The sequence below is a fragment of the Apilactobacillus quenuiae genome (assembly GCF_002994005.1).
Taxonomy (GTDB): domain Bacteria; phylum Bacillota; class Bacilli; order Lactobacillales; family Lactobacillaceae; genus Apilactobacillus; species Apilactobacillus quenuiae.
Genome location: NZ_POSN01000004.1, coordinates 62,791 through 78,668, shown reverse-complemented (window position 1 = coordinate 78,668; position 15,878 = coordinate 62,791). Strand labels below are relative to the sequence as shown.

Here is a 15,878-nt window from a genome sequence, read left to right as displayed (position 1 = left end):
AAGCATTAAACATAAATTATGTTCAATGCCTTTTTGTTAATAAATAGCAAAACTATTTGTTAATGATGTTATTACGTGCTTCTTCACTTAGGTTGTAGAATGAGTGTACACCTTTGTATTGAGCAACTGAACCTAATTGGTCTTCAATTCTCATTAATTGGTTGTACTTAGCGATACGTTCACCACGACTCATTGAACCAGTCTTAATTTGACCAGCATTCATAGCAACAACTAAGTCAGAAATTGTAGTATCTTCAGTTTCACCAGAACGGTGTGAAATGATAGCTGTGTATCCAGCTTCCTTAGCCATTTGTACAGCATTAACAGTTTCAGTTAAAGTACCGATTTGGTTAAGTTTAATTAAGATTGAGTTTGAAACGCCCATCTTGATACCCTTACGTAAGTAGTCAGTGTTAGTTACGAATAAGTCATCACCAACGATTTGAACTTTCTTACCTAAGCGTTTAGTAGCCATTTGCCAATCTTCCCATTCGTTTTCATCCAATGGATCTTCGATTGAAATAATTGGGTATTTGTCTACTAATTGTTCTAGCAATGTAACAAATTCATCAGCAGAGTATGATTTACCATCACCTACTAAGTTGTACTTCTTAGTATCAGCATCATAAAATTCTGATGCAGCACAATCAAATGCAATTGATACATCTTTACCTGGCTTGTAACCAGCACGTTGGATTGCTTCTACTAAGATTTCGAATGGTTCTTCATTGTTCTTCAAATCAGGAGCAAAACCACCTTCGTCACCTACGGCAGTTGAGTAACCCTTTTCGTTTAAGATAGCCTTTAAATTGTGGAAAGTTTCAGAACCCATACGGATAGCTTCTTTAACAGTTTCAGCACCAACAGGCATAATCATAAATTCTTGGAAGTCAACCTTATTATTAGCATGTTCACCACCATTGATAACGTTCATCATTGGAGTAGGCAATACATGAGCATTGAAACCACCAAGATAGTTGTATAATGGAACACCTAATTCGTCTGCAGCAGCACGTGCAGCAGCTAATGAAACACCTAAAATAGCGTTAGCACCTAACTTACCCTTAGTAGGTGTACCATCTAATTTGATCATAGCTTGGTCAATAGCTAATTGATCAGTTACGTCATAACCAACAATTTCTTTAGCAATAATGTTATTAACGTTGTTAACAGCCTTAGTAACACCCTTACCCATGTAACGGTTTTTATCACCGTCACGTAATTCAACGGCTTCGTGTTCACCAGTAGATGCACCTGAAGGTACGATTCCACGACCCATTGCACCTGCTTCAGTATATAGTTCTACTTCAACTGTAGGATTTCCACGAGAATCTAATACTTCTCGAGCATAAATATCTGAAATAATTGACATTTTATTCTCTCCTTAATGAAAGTTGTTACCTCAGAATCAAGGCTACTTTCATTTTATTATTTTAAAGCCAAACTTTCAACATAAACTCCTTATAAAAAGCGAATTATTTTTAATAATTTATAATTTCTAAAAATTCCTTCGGTTTTAAACTAGCAGTTCCTGCTAAAACACCATCAACATCTTTTTGTTTCATTAATTCTTTGACATTTTTATCATTAACACTACCACCATATAATATTCTAACTTGATTTGCCACTTCTTCATCATACAGTTCAGCAATTGTTTTTCTAATTAAGCAACAAGCCTCTTGTGTCTCAGAAACACTAGCAGATTTACCAGTTCCAATTGCCCAACTAGGTTCATATCCAATCACTATTTTTTGTGCATTCTTAGATGAAACACCATTTAAGGATTCTGCAACCGGATTTACCACCCAATCCATATGATTATCAGTTTTTTGTTTAGTCATAGTTTCATCGCAACAAATAATTGGAATCATATTGTTTTTTAATACAGCTTTAACTTTTTTGTTTACTATCTTATTAGTTTCATTAAAATACTTACGCCTTTCAGAATGGCCAAGCATAACATAATTAATTCCCATATCAGATAAAGAATATGGACTAACTTCGCCAGTATAAGCGCCTTTATCTTTATAAAAACAATTTTCAGCAGCTGATTTTAAAGGACTGTTTTTACAATACTTAGTCAAAGATTCTAAAAATATTGGTGATGCTGCAATTGCACACTCAACTTTATTAGTATCAGGTAATTTATTAGTAATTTGGTCTAAAAAATCATTAGCCTCTTCAAGAGTTAAATTCATTTTCCAATTACCAACTATAAAAGGAGTCCTCATTATTATTTCCTCCTAAATATTTAATAAAATTAAATATTAATCTTTATAATCAATGATACCACTCAGGTAAAATAAATTAAGTAATTTAATTTTATCATAAATAAAAAAAAGAGTTCGATAATAACAGTATCGAACTCTTTAAATTTAATATATCATTACTTGTCAGTAATTGCAGCAATACCTGGTAAGGTTTTACCTTCCATATATTCTAGTGAAGCTCCACCACCAGTTGAAACGTGTGATAATTTATCAGCAACGCCTAATTGGTTAACAGCGGCAGTTGAATCACCACCACCAACAACAGTAGTAGCATCTTTTAATTCACCTAAGAATTTACCAATAGCTAAAGTACCCTTAGCAAAGTTACTCATTTCGAATACACCCATAGGTCCATTCCAAACTACTGTTTTAGCATCTCTTAGTACATCTTCAAACAACTTAATACTCTTAGGGCCAATATCTAAAGCCATTTGGCCATCAGGAATATTGTCAGTAACAACTTCAGTAGGTGCATCATTCTTGAATTCAGGAGCAATTACAGAATCAATAGGTAGGACGATTTTGTCGCCACCCTTTTTCAAGATTTCCTTAGCAGTATCAATCTTGTCTTTTTCAACAAGTGAATTACCAATTGAGTAACCTTTAGCAGCATAGAATGTGTAAGTCATTCCACCACCGATAATAATTTTATCAGCCTTGCCTAATAAGTTATCAATAACTCCAATCTTATCAGAAACTTTTGCACCACCAAGAATGGCAACAAATGGACGTTTAGGATTATTAACAGCCCCACCGATAAACTTAATTTCTTTTTCAATCAAGAATCCAGCAGCAACTGGCTTGTTATTAGCTTCCATTGCACGAGCAATACCAACATTTGAGGCATGTTCACGATGAGCGGTACCAAATGCATCATTTACGAAACAATCACCTAATGAAGCCCAATATTGACCTAATTTAGGATCATTTTTGGATTCACGTTTGACATTTTCACCATCAACAACATCTTCATAACGAGTATTTTGTACTAGGACAATATCACCATTATTCATATTGTTAACTGTATCTTCTAATTTTTTACCTTCTGTTTCAGGAACAAAAGTTACAGGTTTATTAATTAATTCAGATAGCTTTTCAGCTACTGGACGTAATGATAAGGCTTTTTTATCATCTTCACTCTTAATACGACCTAAGTGAGAAAATAGTACAGCTTTACCACCATGTTCAATTACATATTTAATTGTTGGAATGGCACCAACAATACGACTAGTATCACCAACAACGCCATCTTTAACAGGAACGTTGAAGTCAACACGCATTAAAACTTTTTTGCCATTTAAATCTAAATCAGAAACAATAGTCTTAGCCAATTTAGACGACCTCCTCAAAAGAATTGTTATTATAAATCACATATTAAATATAATTCATTTCACTTCTTTTTTAAAGAATAATGAAAAATATTTTATAAAAAATGGAGGAGGCAAATGCCTCCTCCACCTTTGTTTGCTATAAAAGCATTAATTTAATATTAAAGTTCAGCAAAGTGTAGTAAAGTACGAACCATGTTGCAAGTAAAGCCCCATTCGTTATCGTACCAAGCAACAGTCTTAACTAATTGAGTGTCACCATTTGCTGTGATTTCAGTTTGACCTGTATCAAATACTGAACCATGAGAATCATCAATAATATCAGTTGAAACAATTGGATCTTCAGTGTAACCGAAGGCATCATTGTCTTTAGCATATTTCTTCATTGATTCATTGATTTCATCAGCAGTAACATTCTTGTCTAATACAGAAACTAATTCTGTTAATGAACCATCAACAACACCAACACGTTGTGCGTGACCTTGCAAATGACCATTTAATTCAGGAATTACTAAGCCAATAGCTTTAGCAGCACCACTTGAGTGAGGAATAGTGTTTACTGAAGCAGTACGGTTGTTTCTGAACTTCTTACCACGAGGGCCATCTAAGATAGCTTGAGTAGAAGTAAAGGCATGAATAGTTGTCATAGTACCAGCTTTAAGACCAAAGTCTTTGTTTAAGAAGTAAGCCATAGGTGCTAAACAACTTGTAGTACATGAACCAGCTGAAACAATCTTGTCATCTGAGTTTAATGTATCCAAGTTAACACCAGGAACAACAGTCTTAATTTGACCAGCAGGAGCTGAAATCAAGACACGTTTTGCACCAGCATCCAAGTGAGCTTGTGATTTTTCTTCTGAAGTGTAGAAACCTGTACATTCTAGTACAAAGTCAACACCATCATTCTTAACCCATGGAAGGTCAGCGGCATTCTTTTCAGCGTAAACTGGGATTTCCTTACCGTCAACAACAATTCCTTTATCAGTTGATGAAACTTCACCAGGGAATTTACCATGTGTTGAATCATATTTTAATAAGTAAGCTAACATTGAAGGAGTTGTTAAATCATTGATAGCAGCAACTTCAATTTCATCTGAGTTTAGTTCGTTGATACGTTTGAAAGCCAAACGACCAATACGACCAAAACCGTTAATACCAATTTTTACAGTCATAACTGTTTTCCTCCTAGAGAAATAAATTTAAGTACTACGTACAGAGCTAATGTTACTACTTTTTCCAGTGATAGTCTATAAAACTGGCTAACTAATTTAAAATAATTTTCATTATTAATTTATAATAATTATTTAGAAATAAAATAGCATTAATCTCTACAAATTTAGTATATCAATCGTATTTTTACTTTGCAAATTAATAGTTATCTTGAATTTTATAGCTTATTCATTTATAGTAATTTTATGCACTTGTAGTGTAATGGATAGCACGTAAGATTCCGGTTCTTAAGTTAAGGGTTCGATTCCCTTCAAGTGCATTAGTTTCAAACAAATCGTTTGACCTTGATTGACCAATAATATAGAATTAATTACAGCTTTTTAAAAAGAAATGAATTTATGGGGAGGAAACAATATGAATTTAGTCCCAACAGTCATTGAACAATCATCTAATGGTGAACGTGCATATGACATTTACTCAAGATTATTAAAAGATCGCATTATCATGCTATCAGGTCCAATTGAAGATAATATGGCAAATACAGTAATTGCTCAATTATTATTTCTTGACGCCCAAGATTCCGATAAAGATATCTACTTATATATAAATTCTCCTGGTGGTGTCGTAACTGCCGGAATGGCAATTTATGATACTATGAAGTTTATCAAAGCGGATGTTCAAACTATTGTAATGGGTATGGCTGCATCAATGGCCAGTGTCTTAGCTTCTTCTGGTACTAAGGGTAAGCGTTTTGCATTACCACATTCAGAAGTATTAATTCACCAACCATCTGGTGGTGCCCAAGGTCAACAAACTGAAATTGAAATTGCTGCTGAATCAATTTTAAAAACCCGTCATATGATTAATGAGATTTTAGCTAAAAATTCTGGTCAATCAATTGAGAAAATTAATCATGATACTGAACGTGATCACTACTTAAGTGCTCAAGAATCAGTTGATTATGGTTTAATTGATGCAATCATGAAAAATAGCTCTGAAAAGAAATAATACAATCTGTATATAATAAAAAAGCATTTGGAATTATTCCAAATGCTTTTTTATGTTTCAGCAGCCTCCTCAGCTTCCTTCTTAATCCTATCAGCAAATTCATTTATTTTTCTCAAACGATGGTTAATCCCTGATTTTGAAATCCCACCAGAAGGCAATGAATCACTTAATTCTTTTAAACTAACTTCTGGTTTTTTTATTCTGGTAATCGCCACGTCATAAAGTTTTTTTGGTAATTGCTTTAATCCAACTGTATTAGCTATATATTGAATACTTGATAATTGTTTTGTCGATGCATTAGCAACCTTATTCATATTAGCATTTTCACAATTGACTAAACGATTCACAGAATTACGCATATCCCGCATAATTCTTACATCCTCAAATTTTAGCATTGCATTGGTAGCACCAATTAATTGTAGAAAATTAGCAATCTTTTCGGCTTCCTTTAAATAAGTTATATAACCGCTTCTACGTTCAGTAGTTCTGGAATTAAGCCCATAATTATTCATCATTTCAGAAATCATATCATTATGTTCTTCGTATAATGAATATATCTCTAAGTGGTAACGAGAAGTTTCTGGATTGTTAACAGAACCACCAGCTAAGAAAGCCCCTCTTAAATATGATCTAACTTGAGAATCACTATTTAATAATTCAGTTGGAACAGTTTCAACAATTTGATAGTTATCAAATATTTTTAAATCATCAAGAATTTCTCTAACTTGATACATAATTCTTACGATATAAATATTGTTTTTATTTAATTTCATCTTTTTACGAACAACCAATTTACTCTCTACATCATAAAATTTCAAAATCAAGCTATAAATTCTGCGAGCAATTGCTGGATTCTCAGTTTGAATATTTAATAAAACTTGGTTCGAAGATAAAGAAATTGAACCATTCATTCGAATTAAAGCCATTAATTCAGCCTTAGCATTTTTTTTATGAACTTCTAGAGTGGTTAACTCTTTTTTTACTTCACTTGCATATGACATATTAATTACTCCAATCCTTTTTTGTTTATTAATTCAACTAATTTATCAGATACTAGTTTTCCATTATGAAAAGCACAATGATCAGATAATTTTAAAAAGTTATCTTGAATTACTCTACAATGCTGTCTTTTAAGACCAGCTTCATTATGAAAAACTTGTTTAGATATTTCATTCCATTTTAATTTATCAATATAGTTATCAGGAATTACTGTATTATTAACCAAAGCAATATCAATAAAATTGCATCCCAAATGATGATTTAAAACTTGTACATGGTCAGCATCTGTAAAATGATCAGTTTCACCTTTTTGTGTCATGATATTACATATATAAACTACTTCAGCAGGTGAATTGATAACCGCATCCCCTAAATTTTTAATCATTAAATTAGGCAAAATGCTAGTAAATAAACTACCTGGCCCCAAAACAATTTGGTCAGCATTCATAATTGCATCAATTACTTTTTGATTAGTTTTAGGTTGTTCATTATCCTCAACATTTTCAATCCAAACACGTTTTATATTCTTATCAGCATAAGTAATTTCATATTCACCAGTCATTTTGGTTCCATCATCAAATTCAGCACATAGCTGTAAATTTTGGCTAGAGGATGGATAAACATGTCCCCTCACTTTCATCATCTTACTAATTAATTCAACTGCATTATCAACTCCATCTTTCATTTCTGATAAAGCCGCAATAATTAAATTTCCAATTGAATGCCCAGATAAAAATTCATCCCCGTTATTAAAACGATACTGGAATAAATCCAATTCTAACTTCGGCAATTCTGACAAAGAAACCAAAACATTTCGAATATCACCCGGCGGAACCACATCCATATAATTACGAATTTTTCCAGATGAACCACCATCATCAGCAACTGTAACAATTGCTGTAATATCAACATTCTTTTCTTTTAAACTTTTTAATATAACTGGTAGTCCGGTTCCACCACCAATAACTACAATTCTAGGACGGTCATTTAAATCATTAATCATTAATTTTACCGCCTTTCTTTAACATTTTATTCGTTCAATATAATAACTCATGATATTTTAACACACATACCCGGGCGTGTCATTTATAAACAAAATAAAAAAGAGTCAAAAACTCTTTCTTATTTATTATTCATTTTAGTTCTTTTAGTATCACGCTTCAAAATTGGAGACAAATATTGGCCTGTATAACTATCATTTTGTTTAATGATCTCTTCAGGCGTTCCAGTAGCGATAATATTACCGCCACCTTCACCACCTTCTGGACCCAAGTCAATTATGTTATCAGCAGTCTTAATAACATCCAAGTTATGTTCAATAATTAAAATCGTATTACCTTGATCCACCAATTCATGTAAAACAACCAATAAACGTTTAATATCATCGGTGTGTAATCCAATTGTCGGTTCATCTAAAATATATAAATTATTGCCAGCAGATTTTTTGTATAATTCAGCTGCTAATTTCATTCTTTGAGCCTCACCACCAGATAATGTAGTGGCAGATTGTCCCAACTTAACATAACCTAACCCAACCTCGTCAATTGTTTTAAGTTTTCTTGTAATTTTAGGCATTGCTTCAAAGAATGATAAAGCTTCTTTAACAGTCATATTTAAAACATCCGCAATATTTTTACCCTTATATTCAACTTCAAGTGTTTCATTATTATAACGTTTACCATGACATACTTCACAAGGCACATAAACATCAGGTAAGAAATTCATTTCAATTTTTAGAATCCCATCTCCATGACAAGTTTCACAACGGCCTCCTTTAACGTTAAAACTAAAACGTCCTTTTTGATACCCTCTTAACTTAGCCTCATTAGTTTCAGCGAATAATTCACGGATATCATCAAAAACACCTGTATAAGTAGCCGGGTTACTACGTGGAGTTCTTCCAATCGGACTTTGATCAATGTTAATTAACTTATCAATATTCTTATAACCAGAAATAGACTTATACTTACCAGGTTTTTCTGAATTATTATTGAGTTTTTGTGCCAAGGCTCGTTTTAAAACACGATTAATCAATGTTGATTTACCAGAACCAGAAACTCCAGTAACAACATTAAATTCACCTAATGGGATATCAACATCGACATTCTTTAAATTGTTCTCAGCTGCACCCTTAACCTTAATATGTTTTTTGTTACCTTTACGTCGTTTCAACGGTACCGGAATAAACTTCTTCCCAGATAAATATTGACCTGTTAAGGAATTATCATTATCAGCAATTTCTTTAGGAGTTCCAACACCCATTACGTTACCACCATTAGCACCAGCACCTGGACCAATGTCTACAATATAATCAGCAGCTTCCATAGTGTCTTCACCATGTTCGACCACTACTAAAGTATTCCCTAAATCACGCATTGATTTCAATGAACTAATTAATCGATCATTATCGCGTTGATGCAATCCAATGGATGGTTCATCTAACACATATAAAACACCTGATAAGTTAGAACCAATCTGAGTAGCTAAACGAATTCTTTGTGATTCCCCACCAGATAAAGTTCCTGCATTTCTAGACAATGTTAGATAATCTATCCCAACATTCTTTAAGAAAGACAAACGATCAATAATTTCTTTTAAGATTGGTTTTGCAATTACGGTATCTTTTTCACCAAAGGTTAATTTTTTAAAGAATTCTAGTTCTTTATTAATATCTAAATTAGTAATTTCACTAATATTTTCCCCATTAATTTTGACACTTAGTGCTTCACGATTTAATCGAAGACCATGACAAGTTTGACACGTTAATTCTGTCATGTATTTTCTCATTTGTTCACGAGTAAAATCACTATTAGTACTATGATAACGACGATCAATATTATTTAGAACCCCTTCAAATGGTGCATCCGTATCACGTACGCCACCAAAGTTACTATCAAAATGAAAATGAAATTCTTTACCTTTAGATCCATTTAAAACAATATCACGTTGTTTCTTAGGTAACTTTTTGAAAGGAGTATCCATATTAATTTTAAAAGCATGACAAGCTTGTTCTAACAAACTTGGGTAAAATTTAGAACTGATTGGATTCCATGGCTCAATCGCCCCTTCATTTAAAGTTTTATTTTGATCAGGAATAACTAGACTATCATCTACTTCTAGCTTCATCCCTAATCCATCACAATCTAGACAGGCGCCAATTGGAGAATTAAATGAAAATAAACGTGGTTCTAATTCGCTAATGGTAAAACCACACAAAGGACATGCATAATGCTCTGAAAAGATTAGATTTTCACCATGCCCCATTAAATCAGCAACTGCATATCCACCACTCAATCTTAAAGCAGTTTCTAAAGAATCAGACAATCTTGACTTAATACCATCTTTTACAATAATTCGATCAATCACAATATCAATATTATGTCGTTTGTTTTTATCCAATTCCACTCCATCACCTAATTCGTGAACTTCACCATCAACACGAAAACGAACAAAGCCTTCTCTTTGAATCTTTTCAAAAGTCTTTTTATGTTGACCTCGTTCCTCACGAACTACTGGTGAAAGAATCTGCAATTTCGTACGTTCTGGTAATGCCATGATTTCATCAATCATTTGGTCAATTGATTGACGAGTAATCTTAGTCCCATCATTAGGACAAATTGGATTTCCAACACGAGCCCATAATAATCTAAAATAATCATTAATTTCAGTGACGGTTCCTACAGTAGAACGAGGATTATGAGAAGTCGTTTTTTGATCAATCGCAATTGCTGGGCTTAATCCTTCGATTGAATCTACATCTGGTTTATCCATTTGACCTAAAAATTGTCTGGCATATGAAGATAAGCTTTCAACATAACGACGCTGGCCTTCAGCATATAAAGTATCAAAAGCCAAAGAACTTTTACCAGATCCAGATAGTCCTGTCATTACTGTTAATTTATTTTTAGGGATTGAAACATTAATATTTTTTAGATTATGGGCACGAGCACCCTTAATAATAATTTTGTCGTTTGACAAGAAATCACTCCTTAATTATTTCATTTGGCTTTTAAGTTCCATAACTGTATCACGAATCGAGGCAGCTTGTTCAAAGTCTAATTTTGTTGCAGCATGCCTCATTTCTTTATTTAAAGTTTCAAGCATTGATTGTTGCTCTTTTTTGGTCATCTTTTGAAAATCAGATTCAACAAATGAATGGCTTTCTTTTGGTTCGTCATCATCGTTGTTGTCATACTTAATAAGATCACGAACTGGTTTTTTTATGGTATGCGGTGTAATCCCATGCTCTTTATTGTATCCTTTTTGAATTTTTCTTCTTCTAGCAGTTTCATCCATTGCCTTTTTCATTGAATCAGTTACTGTATCGGCATACATAATAACAGCACCGTTTTCATTCCTAGCTGCACGGCCAATTGTTTGAATCAATGAACGTTCATTTCTTAGGAAGCCTTCTTTATCAGCATCTAAAATTGCAACTAAAGAAACTTCTGGAACATCAATTCCCTCTCTTAAAAGATTAATCCCAACTAAAACATCATATTTACCTAACCTTAAATCACGTATAATTTTAGTTCGCTCAAGCGTTTTAACATCCGAATGTAAATATGCTACTTTAATTCCTAAGTCTTTAAGATAGTCAGTTAAATCTTCTGCCATCTTTTTGGTTAAAGTGGTAACAAATGTTCTCTCATCTTTATCGATTCTCTTATTTATTTCACCAACCAAATTATCCATTTGTCCCATAATTGGGCGAACTTCAACTGTAGGATCTAAAAGACCAGTTGGACGAATAATTTGTTGAACAATATTCTTTTTATCAGTCATTTCAAGTTCACGAGGACCAGGCGTAGCCGACATGTAAACCGCTTGGTTAATATGTTTCTTAAACTCAGGCATCTTCAAAGGACGATTATCTAAAGCACTAGGCAATCTAAAACCATACTTAATAAGTTGCTCTTTTCTAGCCTTGTCACCCTTATACATACCACCAATTTGGGGCAAAGTTTGGTGTGACTCATCAACAACTAATAAATAATCATCCGGGAAGAAATCAAGTAATGTATATGGTGGTTCTCCTGGTTTACGATGGTCCATATGTCTAGAGTAATTTTCAATACCGTTGGTATATCCCATTTCAGCCATCATTTCTACATCATAAGTAGTCCTTTGCTTAAGGCGTTGTGCTTCAACAAGTTTACCTTCACTTTTGAATTTAGCAACTTGCTCATCCATTTCTTTCCTAATGTTAGCTAAAGCACGATCCAAATTTTGATCATCAGTTAAAAAGTGAGTCGCAGGGAAAATAATAATATTATCCTTTTTTCCTAAAAATTCACCTGTCAATGTGTCGATTTCTCTAATTGAATCAATTTCATCGCCAAAAAATTCAACTCTAAGTGCATGTTTATCACCAGAAGCTGGAAAAATATCTACCACATCACCATGAACTCTAAAGCGACCACGTTGAAAATCAATATCATTACGATCAAATTGAATATCCACAAGTTGACGTAAAACATCATCACGTTCTATTTGTTGTCCTACATGTAAAGATACAGTATGTTTATAGTATTCTTCTGGACTCCCTAAACCAAAAATAGATGATACTGAAGCCACAATAATAACATCATTTCTAGTTAGGAGTGCATTAGTAGCAGCATGCCGTAGCTTATCAATTTCGTCATTTACAGAAGAGTCTTTTTCGATATAAGTGTCACTTGAAGGTACATAAGCTTCCGGTTGATAATAATCATAATAACTAACAAAATATTCAACTGCATTGTTTGGAAAAAATTCCTTGAATTCACCATATAATTGACCAGCCAAGGTTTTATTGTGAGACAAAATTAACGTAGGCTTATTTACATTTTTGATAACATTTGAAATCGTAAATGTTTTACCGGTACCAGTAGCACCTAATAAGATTTGCGATTTTTGACCGTTTTCAATACCATCAGTTAATTTTTTGATTGCCTCTGGTTGATCTCCAGTTGGCTTATATTTAGAAACTAAATCAAAATGATTATTTTTTTCTCGTTTAATTTGCAATAAAAGCCCTCACTTTCTCATTAAAATAAGAGCTTAAATTATAAGCCCTTAAACATCTCTATAATTTTGTATATATTTTAACACACGAACATACATTCTAAAATTAATACGTATCCGCCAAGATAATAAAAAGGAATGCTATTTAAGCATTCCTTTTTATCGATTATTTTTCTAATGATGATACATATTCAAAAGCATTTTGACCAGCAATTCCACCATCACCAACAGCAGTTGCAACCTGTCTTAATTCTTTTGAACGAACATCTCCAATTGCAAAAATCCCAGGTAATGAAGTTTCCATACGTTCATTAGTTTTAATCCAACCTTTATCATCAGTAATTTGTAAATTATCAAAAGGTTCAGTCATTGGATTATTTCCAACATAGATAAAAACTCCATTAGCGTCAACAACATCAGTTTCATTAGTCTGATTGTTCAATGTCTTAACACCAGTAACTTTCATATTGTCACCAATGATTTCAGTTACATTAGTATTCCAAATAAAGGTAATTTTATCGTTTGCAAAAGCACGATCTTGAAGAACCTTTTGCGCTCTTAATTGATCGCGACGATGAATAACAGTAACCTTTGAAGTAATTCCAGCGAGATATAATGCCTCAGAAATAGCTGAATCTCCACCACCAATTACAACAACTTCTCTATTTTTAAAGAAAGCCCCATCACATACGGCACAGTAAGAGACACCCTTACCACCATATTCATCTTCACCGGGAACACCCAATTTGCGATATTGAGAACCTGTTCCAATAATTACAGAACCTGTCTCATAACTACCTTGGTCAGTATTAACAACCTTATTCTTACCTGATTTTTCAATAGATTCAACAGTTCCATATGCGTATTTTGCACCAAAATTAATTGAACCTTCATACATTTTCTTAGCCAAATCGGGGCCTAAAATTGATTTAAAGCCAGGATAATTTTCGATTTCAGCAGTATTATTCATCTGGCCACCATAAATGCCTCGATCAATCATCAAAACAGATAAATTGGCACGAGAAGCATATAAAGCTGCAGTCATTCCACCAGGGCCTGCACCAATTACGACTACATCATATTTTTCCATAGTTTCAGCTCCTCTCTAAATTTCAATAACCATTACTTTACTATCAAATAGTAAGTTTGTCTATTATTTTGCACACAAATTATTATTAATCTAATTTTTTAGCTAAATCTTTAATATATTGTTTCAATTGATCTGATACTTCTGGATGCTGTAAGCCAAATTCAATATTAGTTTGCAACCAGCCAAACTTATTACCAGTATCATAACGAGCCCCTTTGAATTCATGGGCATACACCTTTCCATTCTTATTCAAAGTATCAATAGCATCAGTTAATTGAATTTCATTTCCCTTACCTGGTTTAGTATTTTCTAGTATTTCAAATATTTCTGGTGTTAATAAATAACGACCAATAATAGCTAAATCACTAGGAGCATCTTCTGGATTAGGTTTTTCAACAAAACTAGTAACATCATATAATCCATTTTGTACTTCCTTAGCAGGATTAATAACTCCATATTTAGAAGTGTCTTCATGTGGAACTTTCATGACAGCTAGTGTAGAAGAATTAGTTTTTTCATAACTTTCAATTAGCTGCTTAGTTAGAGGAGTTTTGTCCTGCATTAAATCATCCCCTAGCATAATAACAAATGGATCATTTCCAACAAAGCTCTTAGCAGTATGAACAGCATCACCTAAACCATTAGGATGTTCTTGACGCTTAAAATAGATATTTAAACCATTAGTTTTCCTAACAGCTTCCAACATTTTCATTTTATTTTTCTTTTCAAGATTTAATTCTAATTCAGTATTAGAATCAAAATGGTCTTCAATTGCACGTTTGCCTTTTCCAATAATAATTAAAATATCAGTAATTCCAGAAGCAACCGCTTCTTCAACAATTAATTGAATTGCAGGCTTATCAACTACTGGAAGCATTTCCTTAGGCATTGCTTTAGTTTCTGGTAAAAATCTAGTTCCCAAACCTGCAGCTGGGATAATTGCTTTTCTAATTTTTTTCATAAAAGATTCTCCTTAAATTTAGTCTAGTTCTGCTCGACCTTCACGATGCATTAAGTTATTAATTGCATCTTTAACCGTTAATTCATCATTTATTACATGATAAATGGCTGATGTAATTGGCATATCAATACCACGTTGTTTAGCTAATTCATAAGCTGCTTTAGTGGTTGCAATTCCTTCAATTACCATTCCCATATGCTCAATAACTTCATCTAATGATTTTCCTTGGCCTAATTGATATCCAGCACGCCAGTTTCTTGAATCACTACTTGTTGCAGTAACAATTAAGTCCCCAACACCAGACAATCCAGTAAAAGTAAGCGGATTAGCTCCAAATGAAGTCCCTAATCTAGAAATTTCAGCTAAACCACGAGTCATTAAAGCTGCTTTGGTATTATCACCATATCCTAAACTATAAAGAGCTCCTGCTCCTAATGCAATAATGTTCTTCAATGCTGCACCAATTTCAACACCTATAATATCATCATTAGTGTAAACTCTGAAATAGTCATTAATAAATAATGATTGTACATGCTCAGCATCTTTAATATTTTCTGAGGCAGTTGTAACCAAAGTAATATCGTGTTTGGCTACTGACTCAGCTTGACTAGGACCAGATATTACAGAAATGGATTTACGGTATTTAGGATCGATTTCTTCAGAAAGTACTTCAGACATCCGTTTGTATGTTTTTTGTTCAATTCCCTTACTTCCATGAATAATATTTACTTTCATATTCAATTCTGCCAAAATGTTATTTACCTTTTGGGCAATTGACCTAGTAACTTGAGCTGGAACAACAAATAAAATATCGTCAACTCCTTTAATAGCCTCTTTCATATCTGAATAAGCTACTAAATCCTTAGAATATGTAAAATTCTCAATATACTTAGTATTAGTATGTTTATTATTTAATTCTTCAACTTGAGCTGGCTTATAAGACCATAAACGAACTTCGTTTTCATTTTCAGATAAGATGTTAGCTAACATACTACCCCATGATCCTGCACCTAAAACTGCAACTTTTTCTACCATTATAAAATCTC

Annotated in this window: 12 protein-coding genes and 1 tRNA gene; 2 read left to right on the top strand and 11 right to left on the bottom strand. The window is 33.1% G+C overall.

Features of this window, described 5'->3' with window-relative positions; translation table 11 throughout:
- Positions 1-52: 52 nt before the first annotated feature.
- From eno to gap, 4 genes are all read right to left on the bottom strand, one after another.
- Positions 53-1,372 (bottom strand): phosphopyruvate hydratase, encoded by a 1,320-nt coding sequence (gene eno, locus C7N44_RS06375; RefSeq protein ID WP_105957080.1) that lies wholly within the window; start codon positions 1,370-1,372, stop codon positions 53-55.
- 109 nt (positions 1,373-1,481) lie between these two features.
- Positions 1,482-2,231, bottom strand: coding sequence for a triose-phosphate isomerase (tpiA, locus tag C7N44_RS06370; RefSeq protein WP_105957079.1), 750 nt, complete (start codon positions 2,229-2,231; stop codon positions 1,482-1,484).
- Positions 2,232-2,386: 155 nt separating this feature from the next.
- Complete coding sequence (locus C7N44_RS06365; RefSeq protein ID WP_105957078.1) at positions 2,387-3,601, bottom strand: phosphoglycerate kinase; 1,215 nt, start codon at positions 3,599-3,601, stop codon at positions 2,387-2,389.
- A 158-nt stretch (positions 3,602-3,759) separates the two neighbouring features.
- Positions 3,760-4,770 carry a type I glyceraldehyde-3-phosphate dehydrogenase gene (gene gap, locus C7N44_RS06360; protein ID WP_105957077.1) on the bottom strand — a complete coding sequence of 337 codons (1,011 nt, stop codon included), beginning with the start codon at positions 4,768-4,770 and terminating at the stop codon, positions 3,760-3,762.
- Positions 4,771-5,015: 245 nt separating this feature from the next.
- Between gap and C7N44_RS06355 the strand changes: the two genes are divergently transcribed.
- Positions 5,016-5,087 (top strand) — tRNA-Arg (locus tag C7N44_RS06355).
- Between the two features lie 95 nt (positions 5,088-5,182).
- A complete protein-coding gene (gene clpP / locus C7N44_RS06350) occupies positions 5,183-5,776 on the top strand; it encodes an ATP-dependent Clp endopeptidase proteolytic subunit ClpP (protein ID WP_105957076.1) in 594 nt (197 codons plus the stop codon).
- Between the two features lie 50 nt (positions 5,777-5,826).
- Here clpP and whiA read toward each other — a convergent pair whose 3' ends face one another.
- From whiA to C7N44_RS06315, 7 genes are all read right to left on the bottom strand, one after another.
- Positions 5,827-6,777 carry a DNA-binding protein WhiA gene (whiA, locus tag C7N44_RS06345; protein WP_105957075.1) on the bottom strand — a complete coding sequence of 317 codons (951 nt, stop codon included), beginning with the start codon at positions 6,775-6,777 and terminating at the stop codon, positions 5,827-5,829.
- A gap of 5 nt (positions 6,778-6,782) precedes the next feature.
- Positions 6,783-7,778 carry a gluconeogenesis factor YvcK family protein gene (locus C7N44_RS06340; protein ID WP_105957074.1) on the bottom strand — a complete coding sequence of 332 codons (996 nt, stop codon included), beginning with the start codon at positions 7,776-7,778 and terminating at the stop codon, positions 6,783-6,785.
- A gap of 119 nt (positions 7,779-7,897) precedes the next feature.
- Positions 7,898-10,753 carry an excinuclease ABC subunit UvrA gene (gene uvrA, locus C7N44_RS06335; protein WP_105957073.1) on the bottom strand — a complete coding sequence of 952 codons (2,856 nt, stop codon included), beginning with the start codon at positions 10,751-10,753 and terminating at the stop codon, positions 7,898-7,900.
- Between the two features lie 15 nt (positions 10,754-10,768).
- Positions 10,769-12,778, bottom strand: coding sequence for an excinuclease ABC subunit UvrB (gene uvrB, locus C7N44_RS06330; RefSeq protein ID WP_105957216.1), 2,010 nt, complete (start codon positions 12,776-12,778; stop codon positions 10,769-10,771).
- Positions 12,779-12,947: 169 nt separating this feature from the next.
- Positions 12,948-13,871, bottom strand: a complete 924-nt coding sequence (gene trxB, locus C7N44_RS06325; RefSeq protein ID WP_105957072.1) for a thioredoxin-disulfide reductase — start codon at positions 13,869-13,871, stop codon at positions 12,948-12,950.
- An 85-nt stretch (positions 13,872-13,956) separates the two neighbouring features.
- Complete coding sequence (galU, locus tag C7N44_RS06320; protein ID WP_105957071.1) at positions 13,957-14,832, bottom strand: UTP--glucose-1-phosphate uridylyltransferase GalU; 876 nt, start codon at positions 14,830-14,832, stop codon at positions 13,957-13,959.
- An 18-nt stretch (positions 14,833-14,850) separates the two neighbouring features.
- Positions 14,851-15,867 (bottom strand): NAD(P)H-dependent glycerol-3-phosphate dehydrogenase, encoded by a 1,017-nt coding sequence (locus tag C7N44_RS06315; RefSeq protein WP_105957070.1) that lies wholly within the window; start codon positions 15,865-15,867, stop codon positions 14,851-14,853.
- Positions 15,868-15,878 lie beyond the last annotated feature (11 nt).

Bases quoted from the DNA above. Each gene is read 5' to 3' on its own strand.
- eno (WP_105957080.1), bottom strand. From the start codon at position 1,372: ATGTCAATTATTTCAGATATTTATGCTCGAGAAGTATTAGATTCTCGT.
- tpiA (WP_105957079.1), bottom strand. From the start codon at position 2,231: ATGAGGACTCCTTTTATAGTTGGTAATTGGAAAATGAATTTAACTCTT.
- gap (WP_105957077.1), bottom strand. From the start codon at position 4,770: ATGACTGTAAAAATTGGTATTAACGGTTTTGGTCGTATTGGTCGTTTG.
- clpP (WP_105957076.1), top strand. From the start codon at position 5,183: ATGAATTTAGTCCCAACAGTCATTGAACAATCATCTAATGGTGAACGT.
- whiA (WP_105957075.1), bottom strand. From the start codon at position 6,777: ATGTCATATGCAAGTGAAGTAAAAAAAGAGTTAACCACTCTAGAAGTT.
- C7N44_RS06340 (WP_105957074.1), bottom strand. From the start codon at position 7,778: ATGATTAATGATTTAAATGACCGTCCTAGAATTGTAGTTATTGGTGGT.
- trxB (WP_105957072.1), bottom strand. From the start codon at position 13,871: ATGGAAAAATATGATGTAGTCGTAATTGGTGCAGGCCCTGGTGGAATG.
- galU (WP_105957071.1), bottom strand. From the start codon at position 14,832: ATGAAAAAAATTAGAAAAGCAATTATCCCAGCTGCAGGTTTGGGAACT.
- C7N44_RS06315 (WP_105957070.1), bottom strand. From the start codon at position 15,867: ATGGTAGAAAAAGTTGCAGTTTTAGGTGCAGGATCATGGGGTAGTATG.